Source organism: Nitrospira sp. KM1, from assembly GCF_011405515.1.
Classification (GTDB): Bacteria; Nitrospirota; Nitrospiria; order Nitrospirales; family Nitrospiraceae; genus Nitrospira_C.
This window is the reverse complement of the sequence record NZ_AP022671.1, coordinates 2,546,398-2,569,499: the sequence shown is the minus strand read 5'-3', so window position 1 is coordinate 2,569,499 and position 23,102 is coordinate 2,546,398. Positions and strand designations below refer to the sequence as shown.

Here is a 23,102-nt window from a genome sequence, read left to right as displayed (position 1 = left end):
GGAACCTCTGGTATAAATTGAGAAGTATTCCATTCCTTGAAGTTCTAATATTCGCTTGCGATCGATTATCAGTTCTTCAAAATCCATTTAAAAGTCACATGTGTAATGTTTTTACAACAATGCTATATTTCAGATAAATGTTCATAAACATGAATATTATTAATGCTTTATAAATCCCAATACTATGACAAAAATGTTGGCACATGAGTTGCTGTAGCCAGTGGGTGATTTTTACGGAGGATGCACTGTGAGACTTCAGCAGACTTTAGCCAATTCAATAAGTTGTACAGGGACTGGCCTTCATTCAGGTCACCCCGTCACAATGGTGCTACGCCCTGCTCCTGTAGATACGGGAGTCGTATTTGTGAACCGCAATGGGCATGCTGGAGCATCTCTGGCTGCATCCGTCGAACACCTCGTTCCCACGGAATTATGTACCGCCATCAGCGGAAATGGATTTCAAGTCAAAACCATCGAACACGTTTTGGCCGCCCTCGCAGGCTTGAATGTCGATAACGTTTTCGTGGAGATCGACGCAGGAGAAGCTCCGGTCATGGACGGCAGTTCGGCTCACTTCGTCCGTTTGATCAAAGCAGCCGGCCTGGTGTCTCAACCGAAGCGCCAACCATACATCAAGATTACGCAGCCATTAGAAATTGTGGATGGCGTCCGTTCAATTCGTATTGAACCTTCATCGATGCCGAAAATCACGTATTCGATCCAGTATAATCACCCATTCATCGACACACAAACCTATGAATATGAACACTCTGCCGATGCCTTCGAGTCTGAAATTGCTTCCGCCCGCACATTCGGATTTTTGCACGAAGTGGAGGCGCTCTGGGCGCGTGGACTCGGCCGGGGTGGAAATTTAGATAATACGATCGTCCTCTCAAAGGACGGTATGTTGAACGAAACCGGGCTCCGCTTCTCCGATGAATTCGTTCGGCATAAGGTCTTGGATTTGATCGGTGATTTTTCTCTCCTTGGTGCTCCCTTTATCGGCCATCTCATTGCCGATCGGTCCGGCCATGCCTTACATACCAAACTGGTGAAACAGATCCTGACGCACCCTGATTGTTGGGTCCTGCTCAATGCTGAGCATTCGATTCCCCAGTCGGAACTCAAACACACGGTCTTAGTTGGATCCCGTCCGGTTCCACTCGCAACGCTTCAGCCCGCCTCATAAGGAAACGCGCTTCCATCGCCTACGGCGAGTCCACAGGCTTCGCCCGAACGGTCTGTCGGTTATTCATATCAGAGGAAGTATAACGTCGGGAACGAGTGGCCTCGCCCCCGACGCTAGAATCGAGGCGGGGTTACTTCTTTTTCTTCTTTGCTGCTTTCTTCGTCGCCAAGACTCTCACCTCCCTTCGCGATTGTTGAATTTCACTCGATCGACAGCCACACATTACCTTGCAACCAAGCGCCCCTCAGAGTGCGTCCATCCTGGAACCGCACAACTTTCATTATTGAGTAAGCGGTATCATCTCTTCGCATCGATGTTGGAAATCTGTCAGAAGTGATCTCAGATGATTTGAGAACTGCCTCAACATCTTCACGGAAGGCAATTGAGTGAGCCGCTTCGGATAGTTGACGTGAGAGAACTTGAGTCCGGAGCGGCCGGGACTGATCGGCATTGATCCGCTGGACCAGACCGACGATGGTGTCGGCGACTTCTTCCAACGATGGACTCCCAATACGATTTTGTTGCTTTATAGTCTTGCTGGCCAAGCATGTCAATAGAGGGCACAGGATTTGTCACCTGCGAAGACATGATCGGTTCATCGATCACGATGCACGACCGGACGGCATGACCCTTCTCAACATGTCTCAACATGGTAGGATGACACTTCGTCGCCATGCGCATGGAATCAGATCCGATCGTTCCATCCGATCAATTGATGTCTGTGGCTGTCGCAGCCGCACGCAAGGCCGGCGCCCTGCTCCAGGACTACGCCGAGACCGGATTTCGCATCGAGCATAAGAATCCGATCAACTTGGTGACCGACGCGGATCATGCCGCGGAACAATGTATCATCGACTGCATCCATGCGCATTTTCCCAGTCACGGGATCCTTGCTGAAGAACGCGGTTCGGCTACCCGGACCGATTCACGATATCGATGGATCATCGATCCACTCGACGGCACGACCAACTTCGCCCATCACTTTCCGATGTATGCCGTCTCGATTGGAATTGAATATGATGAGCAGGGACAGGTGGGGGTCGTCTTTGATCCAACGCGAGACGAGTTGTTTACGGCGACCGCGGGCGGTGGCGCCCGTCTCAACGGACGCCCCGTTTGGGTTTCAGATACTCACGTGCTTGATCGCGCCCTCTTGGTCACAGGATTTGCTTACAATATCCGCGAGACCCCTCGCAACAATCTGGATCATTTCTCACGCTTCGCGCTCAGGGCCCAAGGTCTGCGCCGAACCGGTAGCGCAGCCCTTGATCTATCCTACGTGGCAATGGGGCGGTTCGACGGTTTCTGGGAAATTCAACTCAGCCCGTGGGATATGGCAGGTGGTACCCTGATCCTTCGTGAAGCCGGGGGAATGATCACCGACTTGCACGGAAACCCCCATTCGATCCACCAGCCTGAACTGGTTGCCAGTAATGGATTGATCCACTCCGCCATGTTGAGGGTCATCAAGGACAGTCTTTTTCAAGACTGATTGGCCGTTCGGTACCGGACTCATTCTGAGGATGTACAGGACGAATCCGGATACGATATGCTTACGAAAGATTCCACTCACAAGGAGTATCGAGCATGGCAACATCCACCCCTCCGTCCGGGCAGTCCAATGGCAATCCGTCCCAACCAGCCGGAGCTGAATCGACCACATGGGATGTCGAGCTGCTTCGCGTGCTGGTCAGTCGCCAGGGCACCCAGGTAGACGCTCAATGGGCGATTCATCCTCAGTTGAAGCAGGATTTGCTTCCGCATGAATGGCAGGAGATCACGAACTTGATGGGCAAGATCTCCGGCATCGTGGGAAATCGCTTTGCCCAGGTGCTATCGCGGGCGGAGCCTGATCCTTCGAGCAATGCGTGACTCCTCGTCCGCTTCACCGTTCAAATGGGCAGATCCAGAACGACTTATTGACGGAGGGAGCTGTTGATGGACACCTATTACCATCCGCATGATCTGGGTAAGTTTGGGGACATGGGCAAAGGCAATCCGGCGTTGTGGGAAAAATTCATGGGCTATTATTCAGCCGTATTTGCCGAAGGCGCCTTGACCGAACGGGAGAAAGCACTGATTGCCTTGGCTGTGGCCCACGCGGTGCAATGTCCGTACTGTATTGACGCGTATGCGCAGGCTTCCTTGGAAAAGGGGTCAAACGTCGAAGAGATGACGGAAGCCGTTCACGTCGCCTGCGCCATCCGTGGGGGAGCTTCTCTCGTGCATGGCGTGCAAATGCGCAACGTCGCTGAAAAGCTCTCGATGTAATACAGCGGCTGCTTCAGCCCCGACCTGCCCACGCCAGAACACCACATCGTACGCGTGTCACAGATACGGGTATTCAGGAACAGCTAAGGTAAAGTACTTCTCGCGCTCTTCGTAGAGTACCCGGCTGTTGACCAGATCGTTCAAGACGAGAGACAGCTCATGCACCGGATCGCCTGTCCCTTGATCTGAGAGGGCCGTACGAATCTGATCCGGGCTTTTTGCGGTCTCGTTGCACACTTCGATCACTCGGGCCGCCAATCCATCGTAGCGCCGCCGGACCGGGGCTTTCGGATTTCTGCCGTCATAGACGGTCACATAATTGATCGCCTTCGAGTAGTACAGGAAGGGTCGATCGTTCGAGCTGTGCAGTCGCTGCCACCCTTCAATCACCGAGACTAATTCCTGATAGACGTGCGGGTCGACCGACCAATTCTCGAGGTCATATTCAAAATCATAGGCGATTTTCTTCACATCCACCTGACGCACGTCATACACGTATTGATAGGCCAGGCCGGCGCCGGTGATGCGAACACCATATTCATGGGGTCGTGAAAAATACGGACTGAATCGTTCCAGCCAAAACTTCCCGGTCGATTCAGGTGGCTGCAAATGCAACAAGGAAGGAATCAATTCGATTTGTCGCCGATAGTCCTCATTGGTTTCACCAGGAAACCCCAGCAGTATATTCCAGGACACCGTCACGCGGTAATAAAAGCTCCACTTCAAACAGATGATGTTCTGCATCGGCGTGGCGCCCTTATCCATCGCCTTCAGTTGGTTCGGGCTCAAACTTTCCAGCCCTGGCTGCATACATTTGACCCCGCCTGCCGCCAGGGTTTTGATCTGACTCTTGTGAAGATTGCTCTTGGTTTCGATGAAGACGTCCAGATCGCAATGATCGCTGGCAAACTTCCCGAACAGATTGTCGATGTACCTCATGTCAATGATGTTATCGACGAGTCGAAACCGGGCGGTGTCGTACCGATGGGAGAGGTAGGTCATTTCCTGCGCCGCCTGTTCACACGTTTTGGCCCTGAACTTCATGCTTTGCGCGTTGAGGCCACAAAATGTGCAGTGATGCTTCTCCCCCCACCAGCATCCTCGCGAACCTTCATATAATAAGATACGGTCGAGACCCTGGGCCGCATCTCCCAACTCGGTCAGAAGGTGATAGTAGTCGTCATAATCGGGGGGACCGGTCTTCGTGAAATTCGTAAACAGAGACGTGTTCGGAGTGAAGCGGATCCGGCCGTCTTCCCGATATGCGACTCCGTGAGGATAGCCGCCCGTCTTCCCGTCCAGAATTTGTCGGACCAGCGCCGGGAACGTCTCCTCCCCTTCGCCGACCACGACGTGGTCGATGAAGGAAAACGCCCTGAAATATTCCAACCCCATCTCCCCGTCGTAGTTGGCGCCTCCGAACACGGTGATCACATCGGGATAGAGATCTTTGATCAGCTTCGCCATGGTCAGGCTGGCCACATTCTGATCAAAGGTGGAGGTGAAACCGACCAGCTGGTATCGGCTCCAATCAATTGAGGTCAGCATACCGGTCAGAAATTGAGGCACGAGGCGAGTCGCCATGTCTTCGAAATAGCCGACGGCATGTCCGCTGGCTTGGGCTATTTGCTCGAAGACAGGCTTGAAGACTCGCGGATACTCAGCCCGTTTCGGATTCTCGCGGAACAAAAGATAGGAAAAGAGCCATTCACCGAACAGCGCCCGCTTCTCGCAGATCATTTCATACAACGGCACGCCAATCGTGTGCGCGAAGCGCACATTCAAGTGATGACAATCGACCGGAATGCCTTGAGATTTAAGGAGGGCAGAGAGAGCACCGAGTTGAATAGAAGGATACTTGGAGTAACTAAACGGCATGTTGACGAGGGCCACACGGGCTTCGTCACTCATCGGTCCCTCACGCCTGAACACTTGGTTGGTGTGTCAGCCGCCCTTCGCCTGAAACGGCTCGAAGGCCCGGTCGGCTTTCGCGGCCAGATAAAAGTCGCTTTCCGTGATCCCGTTGATCTTATGAGTCCAGATTTCTACTTTGCAGGTGCCCCAGGCGAGGTACAGATCCGGGTGATGCCCCTCGGCCTCGGCGATAGAACCGACGGCGTTGGCAAAGGCAAGTGCCTGGGCAAAATCCTTGAAGGTGTAGGCCCGTTCGAGGTGCCCCTTGGCGTTGAGCGCCCACCCTCTGTCTACCTCCTTAAGTAGTGCTTGGATCCGTTCTTGAGGGAGAGGCGGTATTCCGCCTCGACAGGGAATACATGTCTGATCAGCTAGAGCCATTGAGAGCCTCCTTCAGGAAAGAACAATCATTCTAAGGGGCGGCTGCTCGGAGAAACAAGGTGGGAAAAGGCTTACTCTGCCTCGTCCGGCGCACCTCCCGATTTGGCGAGGTCGTCCATCTTGATCTTGTCGGGATTAAACTTCCCAACTGCACTGATCATACGTTCCATGACATCATCAAAAGAGAGGGCGGGGGCATCTTTGGGGCGAAAACGGATCGGATTCACCCGAGCCACAACAAAACTTTTCAAATAGGGACTCGTTAGCCCCTTGGATTTGAGCGCCTCGACCTGTTTGATCACAAGATCATCGAGGTTGAGTAGGGTGAGCGCACGTTTTCTCCTTACTTCAATGGCGGTCCGCATAGGCTGCTCAAGGAACGTTTCCACTCGTTTGAGCAAGGGATGGTAGGCCCCGCCGCTGAATCGGGGACGTTCTTCGTAACACAGACCAAGGGTAATGAGGGTGGGCTCCTCAAATTCCAGCGCGTAGGCCGCCTCGGTGGCCTCGCCAAGCTGCGCAAGTTCCTTATACATGCGGACCACCTCGATCGCCTTTTCGCGGAGATTGTGGGCCTTTTCCGTGTTCAACGCGAGAATCTGATAGGCGGCGGAGGGTTCCGGCACGATGAGCGCCACGATACTCGAAGACCCCAGTGTTCGCATGGCCGACAGCCGGTGATTCCCGTTCGGAGTCCAGTACTTTGCCGTTTGGCCCGCTTTCGGGAGTCGCACCGCAATGATCGGGTCCAGGAACCTGCCGATCTTTCCGATTACTCCTTCCAACCTTCGGACATGGGTATCTGACAGATTCCGTTGATAAGGGGTCGGCTCAACCAAGTCGATAGGCAAGGATGCCAAGATCAGCCAGCGGCCGCCGTAAGGCTCACGGTATGCAGCCAGGACGGCTCCCCCGTCCGCCTCGATGAATCCGCGCAACTGGGGCACCCCATCAGGCGGAACCGCCGATTGCAGCTCTCCGGCAGTCAGCCCCACCGAAGCCCCCGCGGGTTTTCGCCGTTTTTTCGGTTTACGGCTCGAGGGATTTTTTGAGGCAACTCTAGCCATCACGCTCCTGCAGCAAGTGGTGTGAAGGAACCGAAAAGAGGTTCGAACGTTGTGCTTCGATCATCCTACATGCTGGTCCAGATAAACCGAAAGTACGGGCGAAGCGGTCCTTAGCGCGCTTCGATTCGTTTGAAACCCACTGGCGGGGCAAATACGCTCTCGTCAAGACGTTTGGATTCGATCTGAGTGGCTTCGGAGCGGGATTCCTCTTTACCATGTTTGTCGCGATCCACCGTGCGCAAAGGAAAACCACCGTCTTTCGTTAATTCGTGAACCCAGGCTGGGAATCCAGCTCCCCCCGGTCCGCCGCCAATCATGGCATACAAGGCGGCATTGCTCAGTCCTTTGGCAAGGCAAAATTCGCTCGTACTGCCATCCGATGTGTCCGTTGCGAGATAGACCTCACAGGCGTGGCCACCGATCTTCTCGCTTTTCCCCGTTTTGGTGACGGTGAGCTGCTCGAATGCGCTCTTCACGTCCGGAAGGTTCCGCTCGCTCGATGACATGACGGTATACGACTTGTCTTCAGGATCGGCGTAGAATCCTCCCTGATGTCGGGCATCCCACACTGTAAACCCATTCTCGCCATCATCGAGCCGCAGCTTCTCGCCTTTGAAATAAAACCGTTGAGTCGTGACGGCGCCCTCCGAGGTTTCATTGACCGTAATGACACCTTCAAATCCGCCGGCCTGTCCGCCCGTCGGAATTCCCGGAAAGACGAGAACACAAATCCAGATAGCCGTCAACCATACTCCCGCGCTCATCCTCTTTGTCCTGCTAGGCATGAATGACGTTACTGACTGCTTTGTGGCTGCTTCTTTTTCATCATCTCTCCGAATTGCTTCATCATCTCCCGCATGTCCTTTTGTGCGTCCGCTCCCCCTTCGCGGGCGCCTCGTTCGTTCTGCTCTCGAGCCTGACGCATCTGCTCCTGCATCGCCTTCATCCTATTGGCCATTTCGCTCATGTCCTGACGCGTATAATCACTCGGAACCGTAAAGAGACTGGGGTCGAGGGATTTCTTCTCAATGGCCGTCACCTCCATGCGCGATATTTCCTTTCCATCATGGTCGAACATCCGTGACCGAAGGGCGAATCCTCCTTCATTCACTAATTGTTTGACCCACGCAGGCTGGGATGACTGCTGCAGTCGCTTGGGGTCAAGAAAAAACGAAGAGGACTTTCCGAACCCCTTGGCTACACAGACTTCGTGCTCCAGTCTCTTCGATTCTTTGTCGCTGATTCGCCAGATACTGCAAGTATAGCCCGCAATCGTCTCGGTCTTGCCTGTGCGCTCGACAACCAGATTGTCGAGGGTGTCCTTCATGTGCTCGGCCGCAGATCCCAGTTTTTCAAGGCTGATCTCTACCGCAACCTTTTTCTCCGGAGTCAGCATGATCATCGAATGCTTCTGACCGTCCACAATCACCACTCGACCTTCTCCATCATGACGCTCCGACTGGAACCGAGCCATATCGCCCTTGATGTAATAGGTGGTCGTGCTGCTTTCAGCGGCGGCGGTCGGCCTCGCGGTCTTCATGTGCAGAATGCCTTCGAAGTCGCCGGCGGACACCCCCGCAGACCATGCCAACACGATCGTACAACCTAACACCCATCGATAGGCTTGCCGCATGATTGTTCCTCTCAACACAGGTTCACCGCTGTGGTGCGTGTTGCATTTACACCACCTTCAGTTTCTTGAAATCCACTCCCTGCGGGCCGGGAGCCATCGTCAAGTTCATCTTCTCCAACGCATCTACCGTGCGATCCGCCACCACAAGGTTGCGATACCACTTTCGATTTGCCGGCACCACATACCAAGGGGCGAGCCTGGTGCTCGTGGCCGAGATGGCCTCTTCAAACGCCTTCATATAGTCGGGCCAGCGCTTCCGCTGTTCAAGATCCCCGGAATCCCACTTCCAGCGCTTTTCCGGATCGCGAATGCGATCCTCCAACCGCTTTTTCTGTTCTTCCTTGGAGATGTAGAGAAAGAACTTGAGGATCGTGGTTCCGTTATCCGTGAGCAGTTCTTCGAATTCGTTGATCTGGTCGAAACGGCGCCGCGCGGTTTTGGAGGAAATCCATCCGTTGACACGGGTGATCAGCACGTCTTCGTAGTGTGAACGATTGAAAATTCCGATGTACCCTTTCGCGGGAACCTCTCGATGAATGCGCCAGAGGAAATCGTGTGCACGCTCATCGGTCGTCGGAGCCTTGAAGGCCGCGACACGGCATCCCTGCGGATTCACGCCGGACATGACGTGGCGGATCGTGCTGTCCTTGCCGCTCGTGTCCATTCCCTGTAACACGATCAACAAGGCACGGGTCCGGTTGGAAAACAGCCGCACTTGAAGGCGATCCATTTGGGAGACCAGCTTTTCCGTCTTGGCTTTTGCGGCGGCTTTGCCGTCTTCATCAGTTCCAAAATCTCCCGTATTGTCGGGGTCATGGTCGGCAAGAGACCATGAACTGCCGGAGTCGATTCGGTGCCGTTTCACGCTGAGACCTCCGCAACCGTGTCGTACCTCTGTGGGACGGCCGGTGCCCGAACAACACTATACTGTGCAGGCTCGCCGGGTTCCACAGGTTTGCGTTCGCGCTTCGCTGATCCGGAATGTGCTCCTATCGAGAGCCGATGCGTGGCTCAAACATCTTTGAGCTGGATGATCGAGCGGGGAAACGAAGCGAATGTGCCAGCGTGTCACGGTGAAGTCGGGCTGTCTTGCGCGCAGCGAAAGCCAACGTTTGGATCGTGCTCGGTAGGATCCCCCTTCGTTCGGAACGAAGACCGGAGACGATATCCACTATTCGTGTAAGATCCGCCACGTTGTACTTTTGCAGTGCCCTCCACCGGTCCACGAGGGTTAATGGCTGGATTCTTGGTGTAGAATTGCTCATCGTACCAATCGATCGTCCATTCATAGAGGTTTCCCGCCATGTCATGGACACCATAAGGGCTTTTCCCTTTATCGTGATTCCCGATCGAGGACACTGTATCGGCGCCTTCCTTCAGTCCAAATACGGCGTGTGCGGGTGTTGGGACGTCATTCCCCCAGGGATACACCCGGCCATCGGTCCCACGGGCCGCCTTCTCCCATTCCGCTTCCGTAGGTAAGCGTTTGCCGACCCATAGACAGTAACCCATCGCGTCCATCCAGTTGACCCATCGAACCGGTTGATCAGGATGCGTCACCGGCGTCTCTTTATCGGCGAAGCCCCATGGGGGTTCGCTCTGAATCGCTTCGACAAATTTCGCAAAACGTCCGTTGGTGACTTCGAATTTGTCTATATAGAAACTGTCTAGAAAGACGCGATGCACCGGCTGCTCGTCGTCATCACCCTTGTCGCTGCCCATGGTAAATTCTCCCGCAGGTACCAGAACCATGGGAGCCCCGTCCTTCCCCGTGATTTCAGAGGGGGGTAGAGGCGGACTGGCTGCTTTGGCCGCAACGGATCCGTTTCCGGGAGGAGGAGACTTTGCTGGCCCTTTTGTATCGTTGTCTGTGCGGGGCTTGGGCTGCACGGGGGGGGCATCCGACTTGACTGCGGGGACTTCCTTTGCGGGCGATTCCGAGGGTGTCATCGGCTTGGCCGGAGGCTTACCCTCCACTTCCGGAACGCGGGGTTTCGGCTGAACCGGTACTGGTATCGGCGAAGAGGGTGGAGTAGCGATCGAACCCGACGGGGTGCCGTTCTGGGGGGATTCCGATTTCGGCAAAACCGGTTCGTTCGGCTGAGCCGACGCAGCTCCCCCTGACCCAACGGCTAGGATCACAATCAGCCCTAATGCTTTCATCTGCATGAGACGTGTCATGTCACGGCGAAGAAGCCATTGGCAATCAGGCAGCCTGAATCACCTTTTTAGGGTAACCAAAGAGCGAGCACAAATCTAGAGCAGATGATATCCCACGTTGACACAAGGATTAGGGATTTCGGCGGTTGTACGGAGCATTCCTACGATCCGGTTATGATAATGTGGCGCATTCAAATCTAAGCTTTAGAGACAAGCGCCTGCCTGCCATGTCTAGCGAGACCGAGCACGTCACGATCGACATGGATCACTGACAGACTCTGGTAGGGGCTGTTGGTTTTCTGGCACAGATAAGATCTAGGAGGCTGCGGAAAAACCCCGTGGGTACGCCGGAATTGCACTGGCCGAGACGTCTGGGATAACAGGCGTACGCATGCAGGATGCTCAAAAAGGCCAGATTTCTCACCCCACCCAACCCCCGGCGCGCCAAGACGCGCCATTCCGCGAACAAGGCCGCAGCGAGGTCCGCGGCGCGAAGAATAATGAGCGCCACGTTTGCGGACGGGCGCGAGTCGGTGAACGCCCCATTGTCTTGAGGCGAGGCGTATTCTTTCTCACCCGCCCGCCCCCTGACTGTGGGAACAGTCGTTTGCCCGGGCCGTACGTTGAGCCTCTGAGGTTCACGCCGTGCCGAATAAGGCACGGCACGCCTGTGAACGCCGCCGAGATGGTGAGGCGGCAGTGTCCCGTGAGAACGCCGCTGGACGGACTTTTTCAGCATCCTGCTAGAGCACTCTGGCGAACAGATAGCCGAGGCATGCGAGACAACCAATGGTAACGAACACCAGAACTGGCACAACGGTCGATCGCATCCAAGGGTAGGTCATAAAAGTCCAATTCCATGCAGGAACCATAACGTCCATGACGTGATGCTCCGCAGCACGAAACCCAATAAAGTATCCGGCGTCCACGTGTCTTCGAACAACATGAAACAGTTCGTTCTTGATAAATTGGTCCGGCGTAGGCGCGTATCTCGGTTTATCGTCCGGACAACTTTCGGTAAGATATCGTTGCAGATCCGCCACAGGAATCAGCATTCCATCTTGCGCGTACACCCTGGTAAGGCTCCAGCCTGGAAGACAGGTAGCCGAGACCCCGGAGACGGCTCCCCACATTCGCCAGTGCCCGTTCGCATATCCGATAACGAACGGAACGCACAAAATAAACGCAGCGAGTCCCGCTATAGGCATGAGCCACGAATGGATTACTGAGATACTCGTGAATGCATTCTGTTTCATGACGCCCTGCCATACAACCGCAAACGCGCCTAGGATATCATCGATCGAGCATGAGTTGTCTCTCATGAAAACCCGTGTCCATCATTTAGTGGAGCCCATCGCGACTGGTCGAGGCACTAGTGCCGTGATATCGGCAATCGAGAAGGAAGAAGCCGGGGGAAAAGGCACTGACCGCCGAGCTTACCCGATTAGCATCTCTCACACAGACAGTCTCATTGGATGAGAAACGGCTCACGAAGGCGGTCTAGGAACGTTTGAAGGATCTAACCGGCTTATTCGGTCGGCATGTGCCCATGGGGCGACAGATGTTGCGCAAACTACTCGACGGCTATATCACCTGTGAGCCAATTCTGGAGGAGGGGAAAACCCGGCTACCGCTTCACGGCAACCGGGACGTTCACTGAATCCCGAAGGGTTTATCCGGCAGCGCCAAGGAAGAGAGGCTTCGCCTAGCTCCCCAAGTGCCACGGAATGAACAACTGGAGGAGTTTTATCCCGTCGCCCAGAGCCATCATACTGGCTCCGGGTCGAGCAAGCTCGGTTTGGTGGAGGCGGCGAGAGTTGAACTCGCGTCCGAAGATCGTCAACACACCGTTTCTACATGTGTAGCCGACAGTTTAAGTTTCGCGACTATCCACGCCCATCGGCCGGCTTAGAATGGTCGCTAGCCCAGTATTGTCTCGTCCTCGGCCGCTGAGCACCGGCGTGGGACCAGCCCGCTGCATCGCGCCATTCCACCCCCGCGGGCCTCAGATGGAACGACGTCCCAGCTTAATTAAGCTGCGAGTGCCAGTTCTTGATTGGCAGTTGCATTTTCCCGGAGTTTTACGAGTCCCCGAGAGCTCGACATGCCACGGCGGTATCTGTATCCCCGTCGAAACCGGTCGCCCCCTTTCTGTCGGATGTTGAAAAAGGCTTCTGGCTGCGTTCTCACTTCGCTCCGAGGCTCAACGTACATACTAACAGTACGCCTCGCCCCTTCGCTCGTTGCGGCCTTGCCCGAAGACCTTTTTGAACATCCCCAAAGATCTTCGGCTTGTGCCTTGCTGGACAGTCATTTTGATCATACTTGTGGTTCCAGAGAGCTTTTCATACTTCAAGGATCTCCGACTTGGCCATATTTCCTGATGCTCATGATACTGCACCGGGAAAAAGTATGCTAGAGAGAGGCACAAAGAAACAGAAGAAGGAGATAGAACCGTGAGAATCCCTCCTGGCACTCCCGGAATGTAGCGGTCCACGCTCGGCTATTTTGACAGTGCCGACACAATTAGAGACACGATGGCTATGATCAGGGATCCAACGGCTATCAAAATTGCCCAAAGATGTTTCTTACGTTCTTCGTGCAATCCGGCCAGGACCGAAGCCATTAGAGGGAAGTTCACGCATTCAATATCCGACCCCGCTTTCAATGCAAAGAAATGTACTTTTGATCCATCAGACCGTGTAAATCCGAACTTCTCCTCAAGGTGATAATAGAGTCTTCCAAAAATTATGTCGACGTCGACCTTAAAGTGTTTTGCAATTTCCACTATATCAATCGGTACCATAATCTTTGCGCTTCGGCTGGGGGATTCCTTCGAGAAGCTTACGTATGTTTGATAGTGTCGATCGTAGATTTCCCGAAGTATTTCGAGGTCTGTCGGGATTTTTGGTCTCTCCATTTATTTATATTCCTTCTCCATATGCGCGTGATCAGGAAGGTGCTCCGGCCAATCGACTGCACTTGGCTTGATGCTACATTGAAAATTTCAGTCCAGGCTGAGCCTCAATGCCACCTCCGACCGAGAAAGGATTGCTCTTCTCTGAGATATAATTTCACTTTTTCTAGCTTCTACGATCAATGATGAGCAATGCTTCATAATCATCCGGAAGATTTTCTAATGATGCCCACCACGGCGGAGGCTCTCCAGGTTGTGGAGGCTTCCATTCTGTTGAGTCTTCGCTCATAACTGGAGTGAATCGGGTTTTCACCAACAGGCGAGCGGGATTGAAGTCTGTTCCTCGCAGGTCTGGGCATTTCGGGCGAATTTCTTCGACCATTGATGTAACCTCTTGTGGGGGACGACATTCTCCAATATACGTTGTTCCTTGAACTGACCTGGTGATGACGAGCGCAGCAATTGGGTTTGGTGTGGCACAACCTACCCATCGGCATGTCGCTACTTTAGCGACGAATTCGCCAGCAAGTTGTGTGGCAATTCCTTTTCTCCGGTGAGACGGAAGCACCGCTAAAGAATCTATCCATCCGACTGCCCCATATGCCGAGTTTATGACTCGTGCATAAAGGTAAGCGATCATCTCTTCCAAGCTCTGACCCACGAACAGATAGTTGGTGCTAGACAGGCGCTCACGTGTCGTCTTTGGACCGAGCCGATACGGTCTCCCTGTTTTTGGATTCTCCCCGAAGCTGTGACTAAATACCGACGACACTCCTTTCACGAGATGATCTATCGCTGATGCTTCAGAACCGAGATACGATTTGAATCGATAGGAGGAGAGATCTTTCAAATGTCACGACTGGGAAGTTGGAAGGGATACTACGTTAACGATAATGTTACCTCTCGATCACAAGAAGGGCTTCAAATTCATTAGGCAGGTGCTGAATTTCTCCCCACCAAGCTGGTTCTGGGAAATCTTCTCTCGGACTCCATTCCCGTTGGTCCGAGCGGGATAGAGGGCTAAAGCCTGTTCTAATTCTGAAGTGGTCTTCATCGATATGACATCCCCGTAGGTCAAAACAGTTTTGCCGGATCTCCTTCAAGAGGAGCTTGAGGGTATAAGGGGGGTAGCACGATCCGAGATACATCTTGCCCGGAATTTCCCTGGTCGCAATCAGAGCCGCAATAGGATTTGGTGTGGCGAACCCAAATCGGGGAGCCATTTTTGTCAATCTATAGAAGTATCTTACAAGCGCTGTTGCTACCCCATTTCGACGATACAAGGGAAGAACCGCCATTGATTCGATCCAAGCAATCCTTCCCTGGGAGGAAGGAATCTCTTTGCCAAAGAGGTAGCCAATTCCGGAATGTTCATCTCCTGCTACAAGAAGATATTCCGTTTCCAGCAAACGATCTGTGACCGATTTCGGGCCCATTCTATAGGGTTTGCCATCCGGTCGAAAGCCGAAGCTCTCATTGAAAATCCCTGAAACAAGCTTCACAAGCGTTTCGTTTGCGGCGGCAGAGGTTGCGGGGTAACAAACAACAGACGGTGATGACGTTTCATGTTGTGGGTCGGCCTCGAGAGAGGATTTCGAGTCACCATCGAAATCAGGAGGAGGAAGGATGTTCAGTTCTCGGAGGGAAGAAACATGTGAAAATAAGTCCACTGGACCTCACGGATGAGAAGGAGGGTAGGGCCTCTTTTATAGTCCAGTAGAAGATTTCGGTCAACCTTGGAGGGATGCTCGATTTCCTCCATGAGCATGTTGAGGGCTCCGGGAATCGTTTCAGGATCCAGTTCCAACGAAATGGGGAAGCGGACGTCGACGCTCAGCGCGGCACCGACCAATGCGCCGGCCGCAATGAGCAACGGGAGCGCAGGAAGAGGCAGTCCCACCTGTTCGATAAACACGACCCAGAAGAGGACCGAGGCACCGTGGTCGACGAGGAATTGCAGGGCATTCACGTTCTCACCGATTCCTCTCAAGCGCTCTTGAAGCGGGTGACCTTTGCGAAGGCGATTGCGAGGAGCGGCAGGGTCAGGCCTATGACGAGCTGTATGATGAGCAGCGGCCCCAGTTGAGTATAGTCGGCCGTCGTCTGAACGACTCCTGAAACCGGATCACGGACCTCGCGGGTAACGACGAACAGATCGTTGAGGTATTTGGTCCCGAGCTGACTCAATGAGAGGGCCAGGTTCGTAAAGGACGCCATCACGGCAAAGAATGTCGCCTTCAGTTGGACCGGTGCGGAATTCGCAATCCACGTCAGCATCGGAATCATAGAGATCTGTCCGAGCGGCGATTCCAACGCTGTATCGATCAACGCGATGAACCGGGCATCGACGACTCCGCCGGTCATCTTCGCGGTCCATTCATGCAGACCATAAAACATGCTGACCACCGGAAGGCTGAGCAGCGTGCCCACAATGGTGAGAAAGCCGACGACATGGGCGATGGACCGCTCGGCCATGAACCGTCGAAACAGGAACAACCCCGCCAGCGTCAGCGCGCTTCCAATCAAGGACAGCACGGAGAGAAATTGTTGGTCGAACTTGAGTTCATCGATCATCCACCAGGTTGTGCCCGGGCCGGAACCTGGTATGGCTCGAAACATGAACACCACGACGGCGGTCCCGACCAGCGTCAACCGTTTGTCGGGGTCCAGTTCGCGCACTAAGCGCGCCATCAGGAAGAGAACGATCGCCATCGAGCCTCCAAATACGATTTCCTCGCTGTATTGAAATCCTCCAAGGCCGACCGTCAACGTACACACGACGAATGCCAGGCTCCCCAGTAAGATCCACCAATTGGGTTTCGCCGGTTCAATGAATTCATCATGTATATCGGTCATCTGACGGGCTTGCCTATCGGTGAACCCTCTGCCGATCAGTTTCGCCCGCTGGCGATGACGCAGCAGCCAGGCCATCACTACGCCGAGGACCGAAACGAAGGGAACGACCAGCGCCGTCAGATAGACTCGTTCGTACAACCGGATCATCGCCGCCTGGGACAGCCCCTCGGCGTCGCTGAAGACATAGACATTGATCAACGCTACCAGAACCCCCCCGCCGATAATGGCGACCCGCCCGAGCGTCTGCATCGTGGTATGCATGAGCTTACGGTCTGATTCTCTAAACGGTTCGCCATTTTCGTCAAACCGGGGTACGGCTTCGACTGTCATCGCATCCGCCACGGCATCCTGAATGACGTAGCCGATGGGCGCGAGCAACGAACTCAGCACGAACCAGACCTCCGCCGGCATGATTGCGGTCATCGGCTCCCGATGGCCGATCAGAGCGGCCATAATGGCAAGGCTCATGGCAAGAAGCAGCGCGCCGACACCGACAAGCGAGCTCTTCCAGCGCCACATCAAGTCGACGGTATGTCCGATTGGGACCTTGAGGGCCCAGGGAATCCCGGCCCAGAATCCCAAAGCCGCCAAGAATGACGCGGACAGACCCAGGTAATCTTTGACGAAGAACGTCCCGACGATGCCGGTGAGCCCCGAGATTCCATAGGCGGCATACACCATGAGGGGAGGCAGGTATGAGAGTCGAAGTTCTCGACCGAGAGACAGAATATTCTGATCGATCCAGGTGAGCAGGCTATTGAACTTGTCCATTGGCTCACACCGGACTGACGGCATCCGCTTCAATTTCTACCAACATGTCCGGATCGATCAGGCGCGAGACTTCCACCATCGTCGTGGCCGGCCGGATGTCGCCGAACACCTCGCCATGGGCGCGGCAGACCTCCGCCATTGATCCAGATAGGCCAGAGAAATACGCGTTCTGACTGCGTCAACGAGAGAAGCTCTCGCCTGCTGGAAGACCGATTCAATTGTCTTCAACGCCTCCACGGCTGAGCAAAGGGATCTCGCCCACGTCCCGGATGGCGACATGGCGGTGGAATCAGCGGATACGAACGAAAGAACGGCCCGCGGCGCTCGCAAATAGCCGATTCTGCCTTCCCAATGGCCGCCGGTGGAAATATGGCGTCGTTCGATGTGCTCTCCTTGTTTCGTCATTCAAGAGGGATGCGTTGTTTGTTCTTCTGAAGCCATGTTTCAAAGTCTTGCAGAGCAGGATTCAACGCCCGGGCGATGGCAGGATCTCTTGGTTTTCGGAAGTCGGCATTGAAGTCCCTTTTGAACTGAAACATATTCCCCACATCGTCGGCGCCGGGGAATCCGAATCCGCGATACGTCTCGGGAGAGACTTCGTTATAGCGAACAGGCTGGCCAAATACCTTGCTCATCGTGGCGGCCATTTCCGTACCGGTCAAATGCTCGCCGGCGATTCCCACCGTCTTCCCGATCATCTCACGCCCCTTTTGCAGCACGCCAAGCACGCATCCTCCGATATCTTCGGCAGCGATCCCGGGGAGCTTCTTATCACCCATCGGCAGCGTAAACAACAGCGTACCGTCCGGTCCTTTCTTGGGAGCCATCCCGAAATAAATCATATTGTCCCAATAAAATGACGTGAGCAGAAATGTGGTGGGCACATTCAGCGCTTGGAATTCTCGATCCGCTTCCCCCTTGGCGTCAAAATGAGGAACCTTGTATTTTCCCATGAGCGTCGGCATGCGCTCATCCGACAACGGCATCCATCGGCGCGTGTCCTCCAACGTGGACCAGATCACGTGCTGGACTCCAGCCTGCCGGGCAGCCTCAGCCATATGTCGCGCCTGAGTTATTTCCTTTTCAGGAGAAAAGTGTTCCCAGTAGTTCGTGAGGCAAAAAGCCGCATACGTATCCGTGAATGCGCGTGTGAGGCTCCGCATGTCATCCAAATCAGCCGCCACGACGTCGACGCCGAGGGTCTTCAACGCTTGTGCCTTGTCGGAATCCTCATTCCTCGTCAACGCACGGGCCTTAAATTCCTTATCCAGACTATTGACGATGGCGCGGACTAGCCCGCCGCCCTGAGCTCCGGTCGCTCCGACTATCGCGACGATCTTTGTCTGATGCATCGAGCCCTCCTACCTTGTGATCCCACCCCCCGCATGCAGATTCTGCCCCGTCAGCCATCTGGCTTCTTCGCTCACCACAAACGCGACGACATCAGCGATATCCTTGGGCTGACCCACCCGTTTGAATGGAGACATGCGAATTCCACGCTCACGAACCTCATCCGTAAGCGCTCCGGTGTCGGTGAATCCGGGCAAGATCGTGTTGACCGTGATTCCGCGGGGCGCCAGTTCAATCGCCATCCCCTTGGCGTACTGCTCGAGAGCACTTTTACTTCCAAGGTACGCCGTCGCACCCGGAAAGGCAAAATGGGTCAATGCCGTGGAAATATTTACGATGCGCCCTCCCTCCCGTAGGACGCTCGCCGCTTCCTGGATGGCAAAGTATGGACCTTTGGCATGAAGCGCTACGACCTGATCGAAGTCGGCCTCCGTGGTCTCCTCCAACGATTTTGGAGTGAACTTTCCAGCATTGTTGACAAGAATATCGAGGCGGCCGAATTGAGCCGCCGTATCCCGCACAAGGCGCCTCGCTTCCGTGACCATACTCATGTCGGCTTGCACGGCCACAGCCTTCCCGCCTTTGGCCTGTATGCCGGTGACCACTTGCTGGGCCTGTTCTGCATGCCGTGAGTAGTTGATCACGACAATGGCTCCGTCCTCGGCGAATCGTTCCGCAATGGCGCGCCCGATGCCGCTCGAGGCGCCCGTGACAATGGCCACTTTGCCGCTCAATGATGGCATGGATCTCCTTTTCTCATTGCACTCATGCGAGGACCGAGACGGTCGAGTCGTAGACCATCCAGCGCAGCCGGTTCCGAGCGATACCGACGTATCCGTCAATGTTTTCGCCCGGCGCGCCCGTATACTTCGCACGTAACACAACGGAGGATTCTGCCATCACGTTTGCGGTCGGTGACATTCCCGTCGCCAAATGGACGACAGCCCTGGTTTGTTCAACCATGAACCCTGCCTCCTGCATGGTCTTCGAACAGATACCGGTTCATGCTCTTGGACCGGGCCTCCGACTTTGGAGGAGTTCCCGAAGTTTTGCCTTCATGTCTTCTGGAATCAGCCGAACCCGGTCGCCATGCCCGGCCAACACCCATTCGAATCGATGGTCCAAGAGCTTCTCGATAGATTCATACAGTTCGTGGCGATTCCAGACCAGATTGTGTGGCGCTCCGAGGCGCCGAGAAGAAGGCTCCCACCAGAGGTGATCGCCGGTGAACAAAAACCGCTCGTCATACAGCAGCGCGCAACTGCCCGGCGTATGTCCGGGGACCGGTATCAGCTCGAATCCCGTCGCCAGCATGACCGGATCGGCGGCATCGATGACCCATTCGGCATCCGGGACAGCCGACGAATCCGCACGATGGATGATGCGCCGCGCACCGAAATGTCTGGCATATCTCTCGGCATCCGCGACATCGTCTCGATGCGTCAGAAAGACGTTGGCAATCCCGCCTCGTTGTTCGAAGGATTCGACCAAATGCTTGAGGTAGCGCGGGGAGTCGATCAACCAGTTGCCGTCGGGATGTTCTACGAAAAAACTGTTCGCGCCGAAAGACTTTTCCGAATTGAACCCGCAGTAGGAAACCCCCGCCTCGATCGGCAGGGGAAAGCTGTCCATGGCCCTATGCAACAGTCCTTTCTCGCTTTGTTCGGTCCCGATGGAACCAACAGGGCAGGCCAGTAGCGCCTGATATGCCCGGTGAGTCTGCTCTTCACCCTGCGGCTGGCGCGTGACGGCGGAATAGTCGCCCACCTCTTCGAAACTATCGGGTGCCAGTTGCCGGCAGGTGTCACAATCAATGCAGGTCGCATCCACATAGAAATTGCCCTGCACGTTGGAATCCAACCTCTTATTCGCGTTCGCCATCGAAGATCCTTGCACGTTCAACGTGACTGCACGATCCTAAGGCTTCCACGTTCCGCTGCCCGCCACAGATACCATGAGGCGACGGTACGATACGGCTTCCATCGTACACCATACCGCAATACGTCCTTTGGTGTCGGCATGGTGCGTCGGTTGAACACGATCCGAAATCCGTTGCGGATGCCGAAATCGTCGGCCGGAAGAACATCAGGACGGCCGAGTTGAAAGATCAAGAGCATTTCAACCGTCCATCGCCCGATCCCATGCACACCGGTCAACCGTTCGACGATCACCTCATCTTCCAACGCCTTGATGATCCGACTGGTCGGAACAGTCCCGTCCAAGGTCTTGGCGGCCAAGTCCCGCAGCGCCTTTATCTTTGGCCGAGAAAATCCCGACAGCCTGACCGATCGGGTCTTCACGGCCAGCAGGTCGGCAGGGTGTGGAAACCGGCGGGTTGGGAAAAGCGCGATGAACCGTCGGAGAATACTTTCCGCTGCCTTGGCATGTAATTGTTGATACGCGATCGCCCGGACCAGAGATTCGAAGGGCGACCGCCTGGACTTGGGCATGAGCGTGCACGGGCCGACCTCACCGATCAATCGCCCCATGATCGGATCGACAGCGGCGAGATGCTGGACGGCAGGAAGATGGATGATCACGGTGAAAGGATCAATCGAAACGCCGGCCCCATTGGCCGGAGACCACGGACTCTCCGATCGGTCTTCGCTCGCGAGGCTTGCGTTCCCGCTCCTGCAAATACTCGGGCAGCACAGCCGGATCACCGGGGTAACCCACCGCGATCATCGCGACCGGTTCGAACCCAGGAGGGATCCCGCAATCTGTTCGCGCCCGTTCGACATCGAAGCCGGCCATCTGATGAGCTTGAAGCCCAAGCGCCGTTGCCTGCAACACGAGATTTTCAACCGCCAGACCGGTGTCGTGCATCGCATGCCGATTCGGCTTGCCATCGTCCTCGAAATTCAAACTGGCTACGGAAAGCATCAGCACAGGGGCCAGATGAACCCATTTTTTGTTTCCTTCGCTGAGACAGGCGAACAGCCGGTCGAAATCGTCCCGATTCTCTTTGCGATCGGTCACAATAAACCGCCATGGCTGCTCGTTGTTTGAGGAAGGGGCCCAGCGTGCGGCTTCGAACAGGCTCTTGAGCTTGTCTGGTTCCAGCGGTCGGTCCGCAAAGGCGCGCGGGCTCCAACGTCGCCGCAGCAAATCATGGATGGGGTGGTGCGTGTCTGCCGGTTTTTCCATTCAAGGAATTACCCTTCCTTCTTCTCCCCAGGATCTTTCCTCTCCTTAGTCGCAGCCACCTCCGGGGACCACCCGCCGCCCAGCGCCTTGTACAGCTGAACAACCGACACCAGTTGCAGACGCCGAGAACTCGTCATGGCCAACTCGGCTTCAAACAGATTTCGTCTCGCCACCAACACATCGAGGTAGTTGGCCAGCCCGCCTTTATATCGCAATTCCGCCAGCCGGAGCGCAGACTGGAGCGCATTGACTTGCTGCTGTTGCGCTTCATTTTGGACACGGGATGTTCGCACGGCAATTAATGCATCCTCGACTTCCCTGAACGCGATGAGGACCGATTGCTCGTATTGGGCGATGGCCTCCTTCGTTTGTGCTTCCGCGGCGTCCTGTTGAAAACCCAGGATCTGAGCGTTGAACAGCGGTGCGGTGAGCCCGGCTCCTGCGACTGCAAATGATGAGGGATCGGTAAAGAGATTTTTCAGGCCCGGATCCGCGACGCCCAGTAAGCCGGTGAGAGAAATCTTCGGAAACCGTTCCGCCTTCGTCGCGCCGATGCGGGCCGTTGCGGCGGCCAAGAGCTGTTCCGACTGTAAGATGTCCGGTCGCCGCTGCAACAATTCAGACGGAAGGCCGGGCGGAACTTCCGGCGGCATGACCTGTTCGGCGAGCGATTTCCCGCGGGGCACGGCATGGGGCCTGCGTCCCAAGAGAATGCTCAACTGATTTTCGGTCTGGACCATCTGACGTTCCAATTCAGCTATTCTAGCTGCGGCATTGGCCCGCTCCGACTCGAATTGATCAGCATCCAGTTTGGAGGTCATGCCTTGGCGCAGACGGGCCTGGGCAATCCGGACCGACTCTTCCCAGGACTGGAGCGTGCGCTTGGCGATCTCGAGCTGCGTGTCGAATTGCAACAGATTGAAGTAACTCTCGGCCACCCCGCTCACAAGCTGCAAGATGACTGCGCGCCGATTTTCCTCTCTGGAAAGCAGATCTGCCCGCGACGCCTCGTTCGACCGTCTGATTCGACCCCAGAGGTCGAGTTCCCAGTTCAGACTGCCCTGAATATAGTAGTTGAATGGACTGGCGAAACCGGGAAACAAGAAGACGGTTTTGCGTCCGAACGAGGGCGCACTGGCAGACACATTCATCTGAGGAAGCCAATCAGACCGGGCGATGAACGCACGGGCTTGATATTCCTCAACGGTCGCGACCGCACGCCGCAGGTCTTTGTTTTCTTCAATAGCCGTGCGGACCAGCGTCTGAAGCTGCTCGTCCTTCAAAAGCTGCCACCAGGGTAGATTGGCGAGAGAAGCCGCCTCCGGTCCTTCGGCCATGCGGAAATGATCCGTAGTGGTGGTATCGCCTTTGGGGCGCTCATAGTCCGGGCCCACCGCACAGGACACCAGGAGCACCGATACACACGCGATAATTGAAGCTCTCATG

24 protein-coding genes, 1 other RNA gene and 1 pseudogene are annotated in these 23,102 nt (G+C 55.1%); 4 read left to right on the top strand and 22 right to left on the bottom strand.

Going from position 1 to position 23,102, the window contains the following annotated elements; genetic code table 11:
* Window positions 1–220 precede the first annotated feature (220 nt).
* The 4 genes from lpxC (at window position 221) to W02_RS11880 (ending at window position 3,460) form a co-directional block, all read left to right on the top strand.
* On the top strand, window positions 221–1,189 hold the full coding sequence (lpxC, locus tag W02_RS11895; protein WP_370467928.1) for a UDP-3-O-acyl-N-acetylglucosamine deacetylase: 969 nt from the start codon (window positions 221–223) through the stop codon (window positions 1,187–1,189).
* Window positions 1,190–1,862: 673 nt separating this feature from the next.
* Entirely contained in the window at window positions 1,863–2,681 is an 819-nt protein-coding gene (locus W02_RS11890) for an inositol monophosphatase family protein (protein ID WP_197742003.1), read from the top strand.
* Between the two features lie 95 nt (window positions 2,682–2,776).
* Window positions 2,777–3,061 carry a hypothetical protein gene (locus tag W02_RS11885; protein ID WP_173047954.1) on the top strand — a complete coding sequence of 95 codons (285 nt, stop codon included), beginning with the start codon at window positions 2,777–2,779 and terminating at the stop codon, window positions 3,059–3,061.
* A gap of 66 nt (window positions 3,062–3,127) precedes the next feature.
* Window positions 3,128–3,460, top strand: a complete 333-nt coding sequence (locus tag W02_RS11880) for an arsenosugar biosynthesis-associated peroxidase-like protein (protein ID WP_173047952.1) — start codon at window positions 3,128–3,130, stop codon at window positions 3,458–3,460.
* Between the two features lie 57 nt (window positions 3,461–3,517).
* On the opposite strand, the gene W02_RS11875 is transcribed toward W02_RS11880, so the two are convergent.
* From W02_RS11875 to W02_RS11770, 22 genes and pseudogenes are all read right to left on the bottom strand, one after another.
* The gene (locus W02_RS11875; protein WP_173047950.1) at window positions 3,518–5,371 is read right to left on the bottom strand and encodes a RiPP maturation radical SAM C-methyltransferase; all 1,854 of its coding nucleotides are present in this window, start codon (window positions 5,369–5,371) and stop codon (window positions 3,518–3,520) included.
* A 33-nt stretch (window positions 5,372–5,404) separates the two neighbouring features.
* The gene (locus W02_RS11870) at window positions 5,405–5,755 is read right to left on the bottom strand and encodes a 4a-hydroxytetrahydrobiopterin dehydratase (protein ID WP_173047948.1); all 351 of its coding nucleotides are present in this window, start codon (window positions 5,753–5,755) and stop codon (window positions 5,405–5,407) included.
* Between the two features lie 71 nt (window positions 5,756–5,826).
* Complete coding sequence (locus W02_RS11865) at window positions 5,827–6,822, bottom strand: chromosome partitioning protein ParB (protein ID WP_173047946.1); 996 nt, start codon at window positions 6,820–6,822, stop codon at window positions 5,827–5,829.
* Between the two features lie 110 nt (window positions 6,823–6,932).
* Window positions 6,933–7,586, bottom strand: a complete 654-nt coding sequence (locus W02_RS11860; protein WP_173047944.1) for a DUF4412 domain-containing protein — start codon at window positions 7,584–7,586, stop codon at window positions 6,933–6,935.
* 29 nt (window positions 7,587–7,615) lie between these two features.
* Window positions 7,616–8,455, bottom strand: a complete 840-nt coding sequence (locus W02_RS11855) for a DUF4412 domain-containing protein (protein ID WP_173047942.1) — start codon at window positions 8,453–8,455, stop codon at window positions 7,616–7,618.
* 46 nt (window positions 8,456–8,501) lie between these two features.
* Window positions 8,502–9,320: a polyphosphate kinase 2 family protein gene (locus W02_RS11850; protein ID WP_173047940.1), complete on the bottom strand. Its 819-nt coding sequence runs from the start codon at window positions 9,318–9,320 to the stop codon at window positions 8,502–8,504.
* Between the two features lie 203 nt (window positions 9,321–9,523).
* Window positions 9,524–10,624, bottom strand: a complete 1,101-nt coding sequence (locus W02_RS11845; RefSeq protein ID WP_173047938.1) for an SUMF1/EgtB/PvdO family nonheme iron enzyme — start codon at window positions 10,622–10,624, stop codon at window positions 9,524–9,526.
* 256 nt (window positions 10,625–10,880) lie between these two features.
* Complete coding sequence (locus tag W02_RS11840; protein WP_173047930.1) at window positions 10,881–11,276, bottom strand: hypothetical protein; 396 nt, start codon at window positions 11,274–11,276, stop codon at window positions 10,881–10,883.
* Window positions 11,277–11,358: 82 nt separating this feature from the next.
* Window positions 11,359–11,871, bottom strand: coding sequence for a hypothetical protein (locus tag W02_RS11835; protein WP_173047928.1), 513 nt, complete (start codon window positions 11,869–11,871; stop codon window positions 11,359–11,361).
* 543 nt (window positions 11,872–12,414) lie between these two features.
* Window positions 12,415–12,763, bottom strand: a transfer-messenger RNA (tmRNA) gene (gene ssrA / locus W02_RS11830).
* 935 nt (window positions 12,764–13,698) lie between these two features.
* Window positions 13,699–14,304: a GNAT family N-acetyltransferase gene (locus W02_RS22160; protein ID WP_370467982.1), complete on the bottom strand. Its 606-nt coding sequence runs from the start codon at window positions 14,302–14,304 to the stop codon at window positions 13,699–13,701.
* Between the two features lie 124 nt (window positions 14,305–14,428).
* Window positions 14,429–15,034, bottom strand: a complete 606-nt coding sequence (locus W02_RS11820; protein ID WP_173047924.1) for a GNAT family N-acetyltransferase — start codon at window positions 15,032–15,034, stop codon at window positions 14,429–14,431.
* 128 nt (window positions 15,035–15,162) lie between these two features.
* On the bottom strand, window positions 15,163–15,501 hold the full coding sequence (locus W02_RS11815; RefSeq protein ID WP_173047923.1) for a hypothetical protein: 339 nt from the start codon (window positions 15,499–15,501) through the stop codon (window positions 15,163–15,165).
* Window positions 15,502–15,518: 17 nt separating this feature from the next.
* On the bottom strand, window positions 15,519–17,159 hold the full coding sequence (locus tag W02_RS11810; RefSeq protein WP_173047921.1) for a hypothetical protein: 1,641 nt from the start codon (window positions 17,157–17,159) through the stop codon (window positions 15,519–15,521).
* A gap of 4 nt (window positions 17,160–17,163) precedes the next feature.
* Window positions 17,164–17,564: pseudogene (locus W02_RS22155) on the bottom strand (Rid family hydrolase).
* Entirely contained in the window at window positions 17,561–18,511 is a 951-nt protein-coding gene (locus W02_RS11800; protein WP_173047919.1) for an NmrA/HSCARG family protein, read from the bottom strand. The pseudogene W02_RS22155 and the gene W02_RS11800 overlap by 4 nt, the downstream one beginning before the upstream one ends.
* Window positions 18,512–18,520: 9 nt before the next feature.
* Complete coding sequence (locus tag W02_RS11795) at window positions 18,521–19,252, bottom strand: glucose 1-dehydrogenase (RefSeq protein WP_173047917.1); 732 nt, start codon at window positions 19,250–19,252, stop codon at window positions 18,521–18,523.
* 22 nt (window positions 19,253–19,274) lie between these two features.
* Complete coding sequence (locus tag W02_RS11790; RefSeq protein ID WP_173047915.1) at window positions 19,275–19,472, bottom strand: hypothetical protein; 198 nt, start codon at window positions 19,470–19,472, stop codon at window positions 19,275–19,277.
* Between the two features lie 39 nt (window positions 19,473–19,511).
* The gene (locus W02_RS11785; RefSeq protein WP_173047913.1) at window positions 19,512–20,390 is read right to left on the bottom strand and encodes an MBL fold metallo-hydrolase; all 879 of its coding nucleotides are present in this window, start codon (window positions 20,388–20,390) and stop codon (window positions 19,512–19,514) included.
* 17 nt (window positions 20,391–20,407) lie between these two features.
* Complete coding sequence (locus W02_RS11780) at window positions 20,408–20,998, bottom strand: DNA-3-methyladenine glycosylase 2 family protein (protein ID WP_173051464.1); 591 nt, start codon at window positions 20,996–20,998, stop codon at window positions 20,408–20,410.
* Between the two features lie 61 nt (window positions 20,999–21,059).
* Entirely contained in the window at window positions 21,060–21,656 is a 597-nt protein-coding gene (locus W02_RS11775; RefSeq protein WP_173047911.1) for a nitroreductase family protein, read from the bottom strand.
* Between the two features lie 8 nt (window positions 21,657–21,664).
* Window positions 21,665–23,101 (bottom strand): efflux transporter outer membrane subunit, encoded by a 1,437-nt coding sequence (locus W02_RS11770; protein ID WP_173047909.1) that lies wholly within the window; start codon window positions 23,099–23,101, stop codon window positions 21,665–21,667.
* Window position 23,102: the final 1 nt, after the last annotated feature.